The sequence below is a fragment of the Methanomassiliicoccus luminyensis B10 genome (genome assembly GCF_000308215.1).
GTDB classification, from domain to species: domain Archaea; phylum Thermoplasmatota; class Thermoplasmata; order Methanomassiliicoccales; family Methanomassiliicoccaceae; genus Methanomassiliicoccus; species Methanomassiliicoccus luminyensis.
In genome coordinates, this window is sequence record NZ_CAJE01000004.1 from 86,660 (window position 1) to 101,989 (window position 15,330).

General features: G+C 62.7%; 12 protein-coding genes and 1 pseudogene. 6 read left to right on the forward strand and 7 right to left on the reverse strand.

What is annotated here, in order from left to right; translation table 11 throughout:
* Window positions 1-230 precede the first annotated feature (230 nt).
* Entirely contained in the window at window positions 231-878 is a 648-nt protein-coding gene (locus tag WYS_RS01095; RefSeq protein WP_026068679.1) for a cobalamin B12-binding domain-containing protein, read from the forward strand.
* A gap of 13 nt (window positions 879-891) precedes the next feature.
* A pseudogene (locus WYS_RS15825) lies at window positions 892-2,274 on the forward strand (monomethylamine:corrinoid methyltransferase).
* A gap of 171 nt (window positions 2,275-2,445) precedes the next feature.
* Here WYS_RS15825 and WYS_RS01110 read toward each other — a convergent pair.
* The gene (locus WYS_RS01110) at window positions 2,446-3,201 is read right to left on the reverse strand and encodes an ArsR/SmtB family transcription factor (RefSeq protein WP_019176316.1); all 756 of its coding nucleotides are present in this window, start codon (window positions 3,199-3,201) and stop codon (window positions 2,446-2,448) included.
* 104 nt (window positions 3,202-3,305) lie between these two features.
* Between WYS_RS01110 and WYS_RS01115 the strand changes: the two genes are divergently transcribed.
* Window positions 3,306-3,683: a hypothetical protein gene (locus WYS_RS01115; RefSeq protein WP_236993943.1), complete on the forward strand. Its 378-nt coding sequence runs from the start codon at window positions 3,306-3,308 to the stop codon at window positions 3,681-3,683.
* Between the two features lie 58 nt (window positions 3,684-3,741).
* On the opposite strand, the gene WYS_RS13890 is transcribed toward WYS_RS01115, so the two are convergent.
* From WYS_RS13890 to WYS_RS01140, 3 genes are all read right to left on the reverse strand, one after another.
* Window positions 3,742-4,212 (reverse strand): Hsp20/alpha crystallin family protein, encoded by a 471-nt coding sequence (locus WYS_RS13890; RefSeq protein WP_019176318.1) that lies wholly within the window; start codon window positions 4,210-4,212, stop codon window positions 3,742-3,744.
* Window positions 4,213-4,308: 96 nt separating this feature from the next.
* Window positions 4,309-5,520, reverse strand: a complete 1,212-nt coding sequence (locus WYS_RS01125) for a DUF835 domain-containing protein (RefSeq protein ID WP_019176319.1) — start codon at window positions 5,518-5,520, stop codon at window positions 4,309-4,311.
* A 416-nt stretch (window positions 5,521-5,936) separates the two neighbouring features.
* Window positions 5,937-6,539, reverse strand: coding sequence for a TetR/AcrR family transcriptional regulator (locus WYS_RS01140; protein WP_019176321.1), 603 nt, complete (start codon window positions 6,537-6,539; stop codon window positions 5,937-5,939).
* A 250-nt stretch (window positions 6,540-6,789) separates the two neighbouring features.
* Between WYS_RS01140 and WYS_RS16275 the strand changes: the two genes are divergently transcribed.
* Window positions 6,790-8,313 (forward strand): fasciclin domain-containing protein, encoded by a 1,524-nt coding sequence (locus tag WYS_RS16275; RefSeq protein WP_019176322.1) that lies wholly within the window; start codon window positions 6,790-6,792, stop codon window positions 8,311-8,313.
* Window positions 8,314-8,425: 112 nt separating this feature from the next.
* Here the strand turns inward: WYS_RS16275 and WYS_RS01150 are convergent, their stop codons facing one another.
* The gene (locus WYS_RS01150) at window positions 8,426-8,680 is read right to left on the reverse strand and encodes a thioredoxin family protein (protein ID WP_019176323.1); all 255 of its coding nucleotides are present in this window, start codon (window positions 8,678-8,680) and stop codon (window positions 8,426-8,428) included.
* A gap of 46 nt (window positions 8,681-8,726) precedes the next feature.
* On the reverse strand, window positions 8,727-10,253 hold the full coding sequence (locus WYS_RS01155; RefSeq protein ID WP_026068681.1) for a carboxypeptidase M32: 1,527 nt from the start codon (window positions 10,251-10,253) through the stop codon (window positions 8,727-8,729).
* A gap of 144 nt (window positions 10,254-10,397) precedes the next feature.
* Here WYS_RS01155 and trkA point away from each other — a divergent pair, with 144 nt between their 5' ends.
* Entirely contained in the window at window positions 10,398-11,738 is a 1,341-nt protein-coding gene (trkA, locus tag WYS_RS01160) for a Trk system potassium transporter TrkA (RefSeq protein WP_019176325.1), read from the forward strand.
* Between the two features lie 14 nt (window positions 11,739-11,752).
* The gene (locus tag WYS_RS13900; RefSeq protein WP_147654523.1) at window positions 11,753-13,357 is read left to right on the forward strand and encodes a TrkH family potassium uptake protein; all 1,605 of its coding nucleotides are present in this window, start codon (window positions 11,753-11,755) and stop codon (window positions 13,355-13,357) included.
* On the opposite strand, the gene WYS_RS01170 is transcribed toward WYS_RS13900, so the two are convergent.
* Window positions 13,348-15,225, reverse strand: a complete 1,878-nt coding sequence (locus WYS_RS01170) for a KamA family radical SAM protein (protein ID WP_019176327.1) — start codon at window positions 15,223-15,225, stop codon at window positions 13,348-13,350. The genes WYS_RS13900 and WYS_RS01170 overlap by 10 nt on opposite strands.
* Between the last annotated feature and the right edge of the window lie 105 nt (window positions 15,226-15,330).

The window sequence follows — 15,330 nt, forward strand, 5'->3', positions numbered from 1 at the left end:
GGCCGTTCACGAGATCTCGATGGGATGATGGCGGCCAGCTTCGCCGCTACATTCGATGGAAACATATTTGTTTGCACATCATCGATCGGCCCCCCATGGGGAAGGTAACGAGGGCAATCGGTTTGCCAGCGTTCGACAGAATGTCTGTCCCCCCCTCACTGGGAGGCCGCCATATCAAAGGAGGCCCGGAATTGCTGTGGAGGAGCAGCAATGGAGGGGGAGAGGAGGACATGACAGAAAAAGAAGAAGTGCTGGCGTTGTTGAAAGAGGCCGTGGAGACTTGGAACGTCGACATGTCCAGGGAGACGGCGGAATATGCGATGGACGTGGGCATAAACCCTTGCGAAGCGATCGAGAGCGGATTGAGCCAAGGCATGGCAAGCATCAGTTCCCGGTTCAGGGAGGGAAAGATCTTTTTGCCCCAGGTTATGGCGGCATCCCATGCCATGGAAGAGGCCATGGAGGTCATCGAGCCGCACATATCCGCAAAGGCGCTGACCTCCAAGGGAGTGGTGGTCATCGGGACCGTGCAGGGCGACATCCACGAGATCGGGAAGCACATCGTCGTAGCTTTCCTGCGCGGCGCAGGCTATAAGGTATATGATCTGGGCAAGGACGTCTCTCCGGACGAGTTCCTAGAGGAAGCGATCGAGAAGGGAGCGGACATCGTAGGGGCCTCGGCGCTGATGACGACCACTCTGGTGTATCAGCGGCGAATAATCGAGAGGCTCCGGGAAGAAAAGCTTAACAACATAAAGACAATATTCGGAGGAGCCTGTTGCACTCAGAAATGGGTAAGGGACATCGGCGGTGACGCCTATTGTGAATGCGGGGCGGAAGTCGTCGAAAGGGTAGATCAACTGATGTCGGAGGAATGACAGGAGGTCCAGAGTGTCGACCATCGAGAAGGGCTTGAACGTGTACGAGACGTTTCTCCGCTCCGAAAAAGGGCCCCGGGTCACAGAGAATGTATGGGACAATAAGATCGTCCCGAACGCAGCGGCGATGCTGAGGGAGAAATACGACATCAATTTTGGCGATGAGTTCATCCCGACGGACCCCGACCTGAAAAAGCGTTTGTTCCTCGCGGGGATGGATATGCTGGTGTCGACGGGGATATACAACGTCGATACCGGCCGCGTCGTCAAGGTGACGGAAGAGGAGGTCAGGGCCCGCCTGAGGACGGCGCCCAGACGGGTCCAGCTCGGTGAATATCGCGACATGGCGATAATGAAGCCTCGGAAGGGCAACTCGCCGATCAAGCCCATCGTTCAGGGAGGGCCGACCGGGGCAACGGTCTCCGAGGACATGTTCATACCCATGATCCAGAGCTATGCCCAGGAGCAGGTGGTGGACACCATAGTGAACGGGGTGATGGCCACCATCGATGGGATACCGTCCACTGCTGATTCGCCCTTTGAGGTCAAGGCCACCTTGGCCGAGATAAGGAGCGCCCGGGAGGCCTGCAGCCGGGCCGGGCGGCCATACATGAGCATATAGGGCCCGGAGACCCCGCTGTCCGCGGCGGGACGTCTCGCCAGTGATGGCAAGGACGGTCTGAGGCCGACCGACAGCCACGAGGTCTCTCAGCTCAACGAACTGAAGATAGACAATGCAGGACTGAACATGATCGCCGGCTGGCTGAACAACGGCGATGTGATAATGGTGGAGCAGATGCCCCTGTTCGGAGGGTACACCGGCGGGATCGAGGAGACCGCGATATGCGATATCGCCACTACCCTGACCTCATTCACCCTGCTGAACGCGAGCTACCACTTGGACGGGCCGATCCATATCCGGTGGGGGACCACCACCGCTCGTGAGACGCTCCAGATCGCCGGTCATGCCGCCGCGGCCATCGACGCGAACACCGACCTGCTGCTGGCCAACCAGTACTATCCGATAGCTGGGCCGTGCACGGAGATGTGCCTGCTGGAGACCGCCGCTCAGGCTATGGTGGACACCGCCAGTGGAAGGGAGCTGCTGTCCGGCTGCGCGTCGGCCAAGGGCGTGGTGGAGGACTCCACCACCGGTATGGAAGCAAGGATGATGGGAGAAGCGGCCATAGCGACGGCCGGCATGAGCATCGACGACGTCAATGCCGTTGTCAACAAGATCGTCCGAAGCTATGAGCGGCATTATCTGACCGCTCCTCAGGGCAGGACCTTCCAGGAGTGCTACAACGTTCGAAAGATCACCCCGACCAAAGAATACATCAAGGTCTATGATTCGGCCTGCGACAGCTTAAGGGATTATGGGCTGGACATGCCGTAGTCCTGCCGTCCATCGCTCGATCCCTCGACCGCATCGTCCTGCGCGGGCCCCCCGCGAACGTCCGCCTGAGCTTTTCGGTGACCTCGTCCATCTCCTCGATGTCATTGGTTGATGAGGCAGGCGGACCCATCGAACTCCTGCGCCTTCGCCGAGTGGGGGGATGACGGACCCCTAGGGTGAATTCAGCTTTGCCAGCATATCGTCCACGCAGTCCAGGGCGACCCTCCCCTTCGTCGTCAGGGAGTACAGGCGGCTCCGCCGGTCCGTTGTGACGTAGCCCGCTTCCACCAAGGTCTTGATATGGAAGTTCAGGTGCCCCGTTTTCATGCCCATCTCCTTTCCGAGATCGGACAGGCCCCTGGCGCCCTCGCGGAGGAGGCGCAGCGTCCTGATGCGCCAGGCATTGGACAGCGGGGCCAGGACTTTTTCGGCATCCTCGGCCTCTCCCTCCGGCGCCTTCGGAGCGGACAGGGAAGGGAGCGCCTCCGCTTCCCGGACGCTCAGGTCCTCGGAGAGCCGGGAGTAGATGGAGAGAATGGTCTGCACCCTGCGGATGGTGTCCGCGGCCTGCCGAGAGCAGGCATCGTTCTGGCATGGCGAACCCTCCCCGCACAGCAGCCCTCTGGCCCGTTCCAGCATGTCCATGGCTCCGGGGAGGTCGCCCTTTTCGAATGTGCTTATGGAAGATTCCACCGCTCCCGACAGCTGCTCCGTGCATTGTTGCTTGAGGGGGCAGTCGGAGGTACCCCCGATTACGTCCATGCCCTGGTCGAAGGACCGCCGGCCCTCTTCCACCATGGCCTGCCGCATCTCTTCCACGAACACGTTCTTGAGGTCGAGGTAGCGGAGCCTGACCAGGCGGTCCCCGAAGGAACCCATGCCCCTCTTGATGTCCTGGATCTCCCGGAGGATGTCGCTGTCGGTCATTGCTAGTATAGAAAAGTATACCATATATAGAATTAAATATTTTCGAATCGTTTGTCTACGTGGTGTAACAAATGGTCGCTATGCCTCAAGAAGTTGTATCTGCATTGAACACACCGAGCGCCTCCAAGGTTTTGGCCACCGTCCGTCCGGACGGCAGTGCCCACACCATCTCCGTGGGGAGCATCGTCGCCCCCAGCCCCGAGATGATCGCCTTCGGCGCCATCCTCATGAAGGAGACCGGAAATAACCTCAAATCCATGAAGGAGAAGGGCCAGTCCGTCTCCGTACTGGTGACCCAGGAGACGAAGTCCTACCAGGTCCGCGGAAAGGTAAAGGACTACATTACCTCCGGACCCCTGTTCGACCAGATGAACGAGAACCTGAAGGCCATCGGCCTCAAGGCCGTGGGCGTCTGGACCGTCGAGCCCACCGATGTGTGGAACCAGAGCGCCAACTACGACGCGGGCAAGAAGATGGCCTGAGGGCCATCAAAACCCTTCATTTTTTCATTCCGCAGGCCGGTCAGGGCCGCGCGGCCGCCTAGTCCACATCCACCCGGCGGTGCGGCTCCGGCGGCACGTTCGATCGGGGGATGGTGATCCTGAGGACCCCGTCCTCCAATTTTGCGTTGACGTGCTCTCGGTCGGCGTCCGCGGGCAGCGAGAGGCGGCGGTAGAATGACATGGACCCCCGCTCCTTCCGCAGGTAGCCCTCCCCGCTCTGCTCGGCGCTCTCCGCCTTCTCCGCCTTGATGTACAGGGTGCCTTCCCCCACCTCGACGGACACATCCTCTCTCTTCAGGCCGGGCAGGTCCGCCTCCACGACGTACCACTCCCCTTCCTCCTTGACGTCCACGGCCGGGATGCGGGGAGATAGCGCCGAGCCCGCCGAGTAGGCTAGGTCGCCGATCTTCATCCGGACGCTGTCGAAGGCGCGCTCCATATCCTGCATCATGTTGGCCGGCCCCCAGTAGCTGGGCCGGGACCTGTCATCGCATCTCCTGTCTGCCATAGTGGGACCTCCATGACCTCTTTCGCTCGGTCGTACGAACTGCTTGTTGGAGCTACGCCTATAGAATGCTTGCTTCGGTCCAGCGGTCCGCCCTGATCAGGCGTCCTCCCCGGTCGAGGCCAAAGTGCTCTCGGGCCTCACCACCTCGAGCTCGCGCTCCAGGAACGCCAGGTTCCTGGCCTCCAGCGCCAGGGGGTCCACCGGAACGATGAACTTGGACCCTGACACGACGGCGGCGTCCTTGACGTCGTAGATGAGGCGGAGCACGCTCTCCGCCCGGTTGTAGGTAAGGAGGTACTCCAGCCCATCCAGGAGGACGACGGACCCGTCCCCTTTCCTGAGGAAGTCAACGATAGTATGCTGGAGGACCGACAGCGCCGCGGGGTCGATGCGGTCCGGACCGGGCCGGGTGGAGAGCCATATGACCGGCGTCTTGGTCAGGCCAAACATCTCCTTCACCCTTTCCGAGCGGAAGCGGGAGATGAGCATGCCCCGTCCTCCCGAGGCCAGATCATCGACCACCATCCGATAGGCCGCGCATCCCTTCTTTCCTATGACCAGGACGCACCGGCCCGCCGCCAGGGAGGGTGCGCCGGAGCCCTTGAAGCCATCTTCCCTGACCGGTTCGATGGCGAACAGATCGTGCCTGAACAGAGCGATCGCGAAGACCGCGCCGGTGGTCAGGACCGCGATGGAGAATATGGGGGGCCGGCCGATCTCCATGATGTTGAGGATGACCTCGATGGCGCCATACGTCGGCAGGATGGCCACCCCCACCAGCAGGATCCGGTATTGCCCTCTCAGCCTCCCGTCCCTCTCCCTCCGGTAGCCGGTGAGGACGACCGCCACCGCTCCGATGCAAAATGCCAGCGCCATCGCCAGCCAGGTGTAGAACGCGGCGTCGACAGCGGTCCACCACCCGTACCGGTCGAGGCTGACACTGCTGGGCATGACCGCGAGGGCGGAAGCGCACGCCAGGCTGATGGCGGCGTAGGGCCTCTTATGCCTCACCGGCCAGGGGTCGGCCCGGTCGTACGGGAGGCGGCAGGCCAGGTATAGCAGGCTGGCGCCGGCACAGATCGAGAGGAACAGCACCATGCGCGAGAAGATATGTGCCGTCCCCTGGTCCTGCGCGTTGATCATGAGGAACTCCGCGATGCCGTTGAGAGAGGCGAACGACATCAGCACTATGAACACCTGAGAGCCCTTGAGGTGAGGGTTCTTGCGGAACACGTAGATGCCAAGGGCGACGCAGAGCACCCCTGCCACCAGAGAGTTGAGGGAGAATACGAGCCCCCCTTCGAGCATGAGATACTCATTTAAAGAAGATTATAAAAAACATCGCCATAAATCTCATCTTTTCGACGGCGGGACGAACAACGATGAGCGCAAGCAGCAGAATAGCGTTGCACAATAGGATGTTCCGCACCATCACGACACATTATGGAACGCGCCGCTGAGCTCGTTGAGACGGTCAGCGCGCCAGCGAGGCGCATCAGCGTGTCTTGGATCGATAGAACGGGACAGCATTCAGCCGCGTTTAGTGCGGGTTCATGTTCGATGCAGACTTGGACGCCAGCAGGAACATCGCCGCCTTCTCCACGCGAGCCGATGGCAGGCTCCGCGTCAGCGAGCCGAACGCGGTGGATGATGGTCGAGCTCAGCTGCATGCTCACGAACGAGTTCGTGAGCGGCTGACATAGATCATCCCAGGACGGCTCTGTCTAAGGCACAGTGGTCTTGGAGGATGGCCTCATCATGTGGCCGGCGTTGGACACCCAGGCCTTTCTGATGTCGGCGAGCTTCTTGCCCTCCAGTACGCCGGCAAGATACTCCATGAACGTGGACACCATCTCGCGGTTCACCCTCTCGACCCCCTGGATCTCCTCGACGATGGCCATCGCCACCATCTGGGCCAGGTATGCCTTCACCGCGAAGTTCATCCCCTCTGAGGCCTTCCTCACGGCCTCGTACAGGGCGCGGTCCTCGGTGGCCTGATACAGCATGCCCATGTACAGCTCCGGACCCCACGGGGCCACCGCCTCCATGAACCCGTCGAACAGCGTGCCCAGATGGTCGCCGAGGTCCCCGGTGACCTGCTGGCGCAGTTTCCGTTCCATGCCCCTCTGCCCGCGTTTGAATGCCTCGTGCAGAACCTCGTCCTTGTCCTCGTAGCGTTCCTTCACCGACGCCAGGTCCGCGCCTGCGGACTTGGCGATCTCGGCCAGCGTTATCTTTGAATAGCCCTTCTGGGCGATGAGCTGGAGGGCGGCGGGAACGACATCAACGGCCTTCTTCTTGGCGGCGGGCTTCTTCGCTGAGGGCATAATGAACGAAGGGGGACCGGCGAGGCCGATTATATGGGTTTCTGCCCAGATGCCGGTCCGCGAGGCCCCTATCCTACCCTCCGGGACGCATGCGAAATGACGCGGGAATGCTTTCAAGTCCGATCAGGCCAGATGTCCCTATGATGAAATGTTATCGGGATAGATATTAATAAGAAGCCTTCTCACGTGAGATGCGGGATGGCCTATGGCAACACCGCATAGACATGGCATACTGCACAGAGAGAGAAAGTTGGTTGGAACGGCGGAGCATGCCGGCAACTTCAGTACTCTGGTGAGCGCGATAAGGACGGCGGGCCTGGAGAGCGCCCTTGATGGCGCCGGGCCGTTCACGATGTTCGCGCCGACCGATGCTGCGTTCAGGAAGCTCCCTGCCGGATCGATGGAGGGGCTCATGAACGACAGGGGAAGGCTCACCTCGTTCCTGAAGAGCCACGTGGTCCCCGGGACGATCATGGCGAAGGACTCCTTCTCCACCAAGAACGTGAAGACCCTGGAGGGACGTGACATCAACTTCGACACCTGCGATGAGTTCAAGGTGAACGGGGCCAAGGTCGTCATGCCCGACATCGAGTGCCGCAACGGGGTGCTCCATGGCGTGGACACGGTCCTGATACCAGTAGAGCCGCCGGCAAGGGCGGCGGCTGCGGCGGCGCCCGAGAAATGCGCGCCCCGGGAGACCACCAGGGCAGCAGTGGCGCCCGCTCCCGTAAGGGAGAAGGTCGTGGAGAAGGAGCACGCTCATACCGCCACCTGCGGGTGCGGAGAGCAGTTCACCGCTCCCACCGCCGCCGAGGCGGAAAGGAAGCTGGCCGAGCACACCCCGAAGTGCGGCGCGGCCAAGCCGATCGCGAAGGAATCGGCAGTGAGGGAAAAGGTAGTGGAGAAGCCCGTCGCCAAGACGGTGGCTCCCGCCGCGGGGCATGCCCACACGGCCACCTGTGGCTGCGGCCAAGAGTTCACCGCGCCGACCCAGGCAGAAGCGGAGCGGAAACTGGCCGCGCACGCGCCCAAGTGCGGGGCGGCTAAGGAGGTGGTCAAGGAGAAGGTAGTGAAGAAGCCTGCGGCGGCAGCCCCGGCCGTGAAGCCCGCCGCTGCCCAGAAGTGCACCACCAAGGAGACCGTGGTCAAGGAGAGGGTGGTAGAGCGGCCCCGGGAGAAGACCGTCACCAAGCAGGTGATGTCCTCGGACCGCCCCATCGCCCAGTGCACTACCTGCGGCCAGGAGGTCGTCGGCAGCACCGCCGAGGAGACCAAGAGGAAGCTGGTGGAGCATGAGAGGATCCACAAGGAGGCGGCCGCCAAGCCGAAGGCCGAGCCCACCAGGGTGGAGAAGAACGTATCCTCCTGCAGCACCTGCGGGGAGCGGTTCAGCGGTTCCACCATGGAGGAGTCTCGCCAGAACCTTGAGGAGCACGAGAGGACCTCTCACCGGGGCACCATCAGAGGAACGCTCCACGAAGGGGCGGAGAGGATCCGCGAGGGTGCCCGGGACACCCGGGACTACGGTTCCAAGAGCTATGAGTCCGGAAGGACCGGAGCGGCCGTAGGCGGCGCTGCCGGTGCCGTAGGGGCCGGCGCGGGGGCCGTGGCCGGAGGCGCCAGGGGGCTGCTGGAGAGGGCCAGCGACGCCATCAGGGGCAGGAGCGGGCAATACTCCGTCAAATGCCCCGAATGCGGGGAGGAGATAACCGGGTCCACCCGCGAGGAGACCCAGGCGAACCTCCAGGAGCACGGCAAGGTCCACCTGAGGTGAGCGCCAAGGCCCGGGGACAGGAACAGAGCATGAACGGACCGGCCGGCGCGCGCCGGCCGGTCGAACCATTCTTATTCCAGGCCCCGATCGGACCGGCCGCGACCGGAAAGGCTCAGTCCCTCCGCGCCGTGGCCTGAACGATCATCTGTTTTATATCCTCCACGCCGGGGACCTGGCCGACGGCCTTCAGCTCCCCGTCGATGTAGAGAGCGGGGGCGCGCATCTGACCGCGCGCCCTGATCGCCTCCAGACCCTCGATCCTCTCGATGGGCAGGTCGAGGCCCAGCTCCTGCAGGGCCTTGGCCACGTTGCCCTCCAGCCGCCTGCACTTGGCGCAGCCGGCCACCATGACCTCTATCTTGACCATGAGCACCGCATCGACGGAGCCGTATATGGCAGTGGGCCCTTGCTTATCAGGTCCCGTACACCCTCTCGACCTTCGCGCTCAGGTAGTCAAGGAAGGGCTGCACCCTCACCCTCTCCCCGGTGACCGTCCTGACCAGCTCCGCGGGGTCGTACAGGTTCCCCTTGGAATGGATGTTCTCAGCCAGCCACTGCCTGACCGGGCCGAGGTCGCCGTCGCCGACGGACCGTCTCCAGCCGGGAACGTCCTTGGTCATCTTCTTCAGGAACATCCCGCCGTAGATGTTGCCCAGAGCGTAGCTGGGGAAGTACCCGAAGGAGCCGCCGGCCCAGTGGGTGTCCTGCATCACTCCCTCGGAATCGTTCCTCACCCTCACGCCGAGGTACCTGGCGTACTTCTCGTTCCAGGCCTCCGGCAGCTCCTCCACGGTGACCTTATGCTCGAAGATGTCCCTCTCCAGCTCGAACCTTATTATGATGTGCAGCCCGTAGGTCACCTCGTCGGCCTCGACACGCACCTTGGACGGCCCCACCGCGTTCACGGCCTTGAACAGCGTCTCCGCGCCGACCCCGGCGAGGGCCTTGGGGGCCTGCCTCTTCAGGAACGGCGTGATGTGCTCGATGAACTCGGGGCTCCGTCCGATCATGTTCTCCACGAAGCGGCTCTGCGACTCGTGGATGCCGTAGCTGCAGGCGGTCCCGATAGGCTGATACATCCACTCCCGGGGCAGGCCCCTCTCGTACAGCGCGTGGCCGGACTCATGCAGGACGCTGAACAGGTTGGACACGAAGCGGTCCGGGTAGTAGTGGGTGGTGATCCTGACGTCGTCGTAGTAGCCGCCGGTGAAGGGGTGCTCCGTCTCGTCGATGCGCCCCCACGCCTCCGGCCCGGCGGTCTGGTACCCCACGAACCTCATGGCCTCCGCGCTCACCCTCCTCTGGGCGGGGATGCCGACCTTGCGCGACAGGAAGGCGGTGTTGGGCCTGGGGGCGTCCTCTATGCTCTTCATGATCTTGAGGAGCCCGCGGCGCATCTGGGCGAACACCTTGTCGATGGCCTCCGCGGTCATTCCCGGCTCGTAGAGGTCCAGGAGGGCGTCGTAGGGCGTCCTGGTCCCCTTGACCCTCATCAGTATGGTCGCCGCGCGCTCCTTGAGTTCGATCATCTTTTGCAGTTCGGGCATGAACGCGGAGTAGTCGCGGGCGGCCTTGGCCCTCTTCCACGCGCCCACCGAGATGGCCTGGTGCTTGGACATGGCGGCCACCAGCTCCTCGGGCAGCTTTGACTCCTCATCGTAGGCCTTGCGCGCCAGGCGTACGTTCCTCTGCTGCTCGGGGGTGAGCCCCTTGGACCCGCGGCCCTCCGTTCTCTTCAGGAGCCGGGGGAACTCCGGATCGACCTGCATCTGGTGGGCGACCCGGTCCATCAGGGCCAGCTGCTCGCTGCGGAGCTCCAGGCCCGCCGGGGGCATCATGGTCTCCATGTCCCAGTACACGATCCCGTTGGCGGCCCGGAGGACGGCGAGGTCCTTGCACCGTGCCATCAGCTGATCGTAGCTCTCTTGAGGTGTCGTCATAATGGATGGACCAAATGAGCGGGCCGCTCATGAACGTTTCCGCTGTGCTAGCCATCCACTTTTTAAATAGATGCACATTTTAAGCCTACTGAGCCCTATGGCCCCGCCGAGCAGCGGCGAGATCCGATAAATGGTGGAATTCAGATGCAGATTGCGATCATAGGTGCCGGCACCGTAGGTTACGCGGTAGCGAGGATACTGTCGAGCCAGCACTCCGTCCTGGTGGTGGAGGAGGACGAGAAACGGTACGAGCACGTGATCAATACCCTTAACGTGGGGGCCATGAACGCCAACGGGGCCAGCCCCAAGGTCCTGCAGAGGGTCATGAAGGAAAAGATCGACCTGTTCCTCGCCGTCACGGAGAGGGACGAGACCAATGTGTTCGCCTGCCTGGTGGCCAAGCAGATACGGCCGGAAGCGATCACCGTGGCCAGGATGCGGGACCATGACTACACTCAGGGGAGCAAGGTCTCCGAGTTCCTGGGGGTGGACGACATCATCTCCCCGGAGTACCTCATCGCGGCCAAGATGAAGAAGCTCGCCATGCTGAGGAACGCGGTGGACCACGAGTCCATGCCCTCCTTGGGGCTGGAGATCGCCAGGTTCCGGGTGCCCGGCAACGGCCGCACCGCCATCCCCATCACCGGCCTCAGCCTGCCCCGGGACTGCAGGATCCTGTCGATACGCCGGGGCGGGGAGATCCTCCTGCCCGAGGAGTACGAGAACCTGGTCTGCGGCGACGAGGTAGTGGTCATCGGGGACGAGGCCGGCATCGTGCAGTTCGACCGGGTCCTGGGGGTCGGGAAGAGGGCCCAGGACATTCTCATCGTGGGGGGCAGCATCATAGCCGACTATCTCCTGTGCATGCTGGAGAACGAGAAGGTATCGGTCCGGCTTATCGAGAAGAACGAGGCCCGGTGCAGGGAGCTGGCCCGCAAGTTCGATGGCGTGGTCATCATCAACGACAACGGCACCGACCCGCTGGTGCTGCGCAACGAGAACGTTGGCAACACTGATGTGCTGGTATGCACCACCAACAATGAGGAGGGCAACCTCCTGGCGTGCCTGGTGGGCAAGCATCTGGGCGTATCCAAGACCGTCACCATGTACTCGAAGCAAGAGTACCGGGACATATTCCAGATGGCCGGCATCGACGCCGCCGTCGGCTACTACGGAGTGGTGGCCAACGAGATCGTGAAGAAGACCGTCCCGGACTTCGAGGTGGTGCTGCTGATGAACGGCGCCAAGGAGGAGCTGATATCCCTCAAGGTGGGCTCCCGGAACCGCCTCAGGGACGTCCGCCTCGGCGATGCCAAGCTGCCCGACCGCACCTCCATCGCCGCGGTGATCAGCGACGGGACGGTCATAATCCCGGACCCTGACACCCACATCATGGATGGTGATACCCTGCTGATCTACGCGGACCGGTCGGACATCTCCGTGCTGGAAAGGATGTTCCATGTCAATATCCCGGTGAGCCCTTGAAGTTGAGACGGAACGTGGTTAAGAAAGAGATCAAGGTAAAGCTCAAGAAGCCGGTCAAGAAGCGCCTGAAGACCTCGATCCACAAGCTCGGCCTGGACCGGTACGGCCTCCAGGAGCGGATCGCCCGCAAGGAGGGCACCGTGCCCTACTTGTTCGGCCTCCTGATATCCTACATCTCCATCTCGTTCCTGGTGCCCATGTCCGTGGCTTTGTTCTACGGCGAGGACCCCCGGCCATGGATCTACCCGTGGCTGCTCACGACCATGGTGGGCATACCGCTGGTGCTGAGGTACAAGTCGTCCGTGACGACCCGGCCCACCGAGGCAATACTGGTGCTGACGACCGGCTGGTTCGTGGCCACCATATTCGGCGCGATACCGTTCGTCATGTACGGCATGGGCCCCCTGGACGCCATGTTCGAGACCCTGAGCGGCTTCACCACCACCGGGGCCACCATAATGCTGGACATAGAATCGTGGCCCAAGAGCCTGCTGCTGTGGCGGTCCTTCGTCCAGTGGCTCGGCGGCGCGGGCATAGTCATGATATTCGTCACCATCTTCCCCATGCTGGGGGTGGCCGGCCGCAACTTGGTCCGGAACGAGACCACCGGCATGGACACCCAGAACGTCACCCTCCGGGTCCAGGCGGAGGCGAAGAAGTTCCACCTCATCTATCTGGGCCTCTCCCTGGCCCAGCTGGGCCTCCTGCTGCTGACCGGCATCGGCATATACGATGCGTCCACCGTGGTGTTCTCCACCATGTCCACCGGCGGGTTCTCGCCGCACACTCGGAGCATCGAGTACTTCAACGACCCGGTGGTGGAGTGGATAATCATCGTGTTCATGTTCCTGGCCGGTACCAACTTCTATCTGCACTTCCAGGCCATCGCGTCCCGCAGCGCCCGGACGTACTGGCGCAACTCGGAGTTCCGGACCTACGCGCTGCTGGTGGTCTTGTTCAGCGCGGTGGGGGCGGCGCTGCTGTGGGGGGACTACGGCGGGGGCGTGGAGGCGAACATAAGGGCCTCCACCTTCCAGATGCTGTCGGTGATGACCTCCACGGGGTTCGCCACTACTGACTTTTCGATATGGAGCACCAGCCTCCTGTTCATGCTCTTCGCGCTGATGGTCATCGGGGGCAGCTCCGGCTCCACCGCCGGCGGCCTCAAGGTGATCAGGTTCGTCATCTCCCGGAAGTTCATTGCCGCGTCGCTGTACAAGACGGTCCACCCCAAGGCGATATTCTCCATCAAGCTGGACGGGCGGATACTGGGAGAGAACACGGTATCCTCGCTCATGGCGGTGGTGATGTGCTATCTCGGGACCATCGGGGCCTGCACCGTCGCGCTGGCCCTCATGGGCATCGAGCCCATGGTATCACTAAGCGCGGCCATGACCGCGGTGTCCAATGCCGGCCCCGCCCTGGGCAGCCTCGGGCCGATGGGTACGTTCGGCCTGCTCCCCGACCCGGCCAAGATGGTGCTCATGTTCGCCATGTGGGCGGGCCGTATGGAGTTCCTGACGGCGTTCGCGATCCTGACCCCGGCGTTCTGGCGGGAGCTGCTGAGGTACAAGAGCAAGGACGAGGCTTTCTCCAGGCTCCCGGAGCTTCAGAAGTAATACCAGATGCTGCGGTACTCCTCGGGGTCCTCGCCCCGCTCCCTCAGTCTCAGCAGGTAGTCCAGAATGGGCACGTCGGTGTACATGTAGGTCGACGCGGTAGTGATGTTCTTCTCCCAGGGATGGAACTCATAGACCCTCTCCCCCTGGGGAGAGATCGTGATAAGATCGTGGTTCTGCCACGACCTCAGGTGGTTCTTCCCCAGGGCGGGTATGTTGAACACCGGCTCGTCCGTGCGCGACAGCCCGGGCAGGAGCCTCGCTTCCTCCTTCCGCTCCTGGAGGATGCGGGCGATGGGCACCCGGTACCAGTTCGTTTCCGTCTTCCCCTTGGTGTTGAACGTATAGTAGGGGTCCACCCCCACCTGCTTTAGGAGGAGCCGCAGCGCGGCGGTCTCGAATTTCCGGCTGTTCTCGAAGGTGAACACCTGCTGGTTGTACACGGCGATGCCCTGCATGCGGAACTTCTGCACCGCGGCCACCGCTTCCGGCGTCACTTCATAGGTGTGCTCGAAATGCGTCACCATGCAGAGGTCCTTCTCCGGGGGCACGTGGAACCGTCCGATGCTGTCGACGAACTCGTCGGTAAATCGCATCGGCAGGACCACCGGTAGGCGGGTCCCGATCCTGATCCTGGCGATGTGCTCGATGTCGGAGAGCCTCCGCAGCAGGCTGGAGAGCTTATCATCATCCAGCAGGGCGGGATCGCCCCCGGTGACCAGGACCTCCGACACCACGGGGTGGTCCTCGAACCAGTCCAAGGCCCCGTCGATGCTATCGTCGGAGGCCGTGGCGTCGGGGCAGGAGACCCCTCCGATCTCCCAGTTCCTCTGGCAGTACACACAGATCTGGGCGCAGGTGTTGTAGGGCTTGAGGATGGCGATCATGGGGTATCGCCGGGTCACCAGGTCCACCGGGGAGGTGTCCCCCTCCTTCATGAAGTCCAGCGAGGCGCCCCCGTTCCTTCTGGATTCCAGCACCCCCCGCACGTAGCTCAGGGGAGGGATGACCTGGGCCCTCACGGCGTGGTCCCACCGCCCCGACGGCTCGGGGTCGAACAGCGAAAGGTAGTAGGGGGTGATGCCGAAAGGGAGGTGGTGGTTGACCGCCAGGTCAATGGCCGCGGCCTCCTCCTCGGTGAGATCCACCAGCGCGGAGACCTGGTCCAGGTCCAGGAGCGCGTTGCGCTGGTGCCATCGATGGTCGTTCCAGTCATCCTCGGTGCCGCCGAGCACATCCAGTATCATGTCGCGGTTCCGCTTCCGCACCTCCACGATCTCCGGCTCCAGGCCGGTGCGGTACGACCCGATCTTTTCCTCGCACCTCTGGCCCAGCCGGTCGAGGTAGTCCGACCGGATGCGGGCACCCTCCCTGCCGCCATAGGCCAGGAACGAGGGGGCCTCGTCGGGGCAGATGTCCGATCGGCCCAGGGAGCCCTTGGCGATGTTGGAGATGTCCGTGAAAAAGGCCCTTCTCTCCACCTCCACCGCCCCGCCCCCGCGGACGATGCTTAAAAGGGTCGCTACCGCGCTGTGCCCGGTCATGCGCTCGCTGCGTCCGGAAAAGATGTTCTTCAAAACCCTGATGCACTGGAGAGCATTAGCCCTTTCCAGGTCGTCCATGGCGCAGCGCTCCGACAGAAGCTCCTGTTCCCTGCGGAACAGGAGGTCGAAGAGCTTGGCCCGCACCTCCTCGACATCCTGAGGGCGGCTCAGGATCTCATTGAGCTCGGGATCCTCCTTCCTCAGGTGATCGGACCTGGTAACCTCGACGGTGGTAACGCCTCTGCTCCCCGCTCTCATATCCACGTCGCTTCCGGTCCGGCGCTCCTCACAGTCATTTCTTGCAGATCCGCTTTCCTCGTCCATGGTGGCAACCTCTGTTTATATCGGCTGTCGATAGCCCTCCCGGGAGCGAGCTTAAGCTCTTACCGTCAGGGCGCATGCAGTTACGGGTTCCGCCGCAAGCTATTG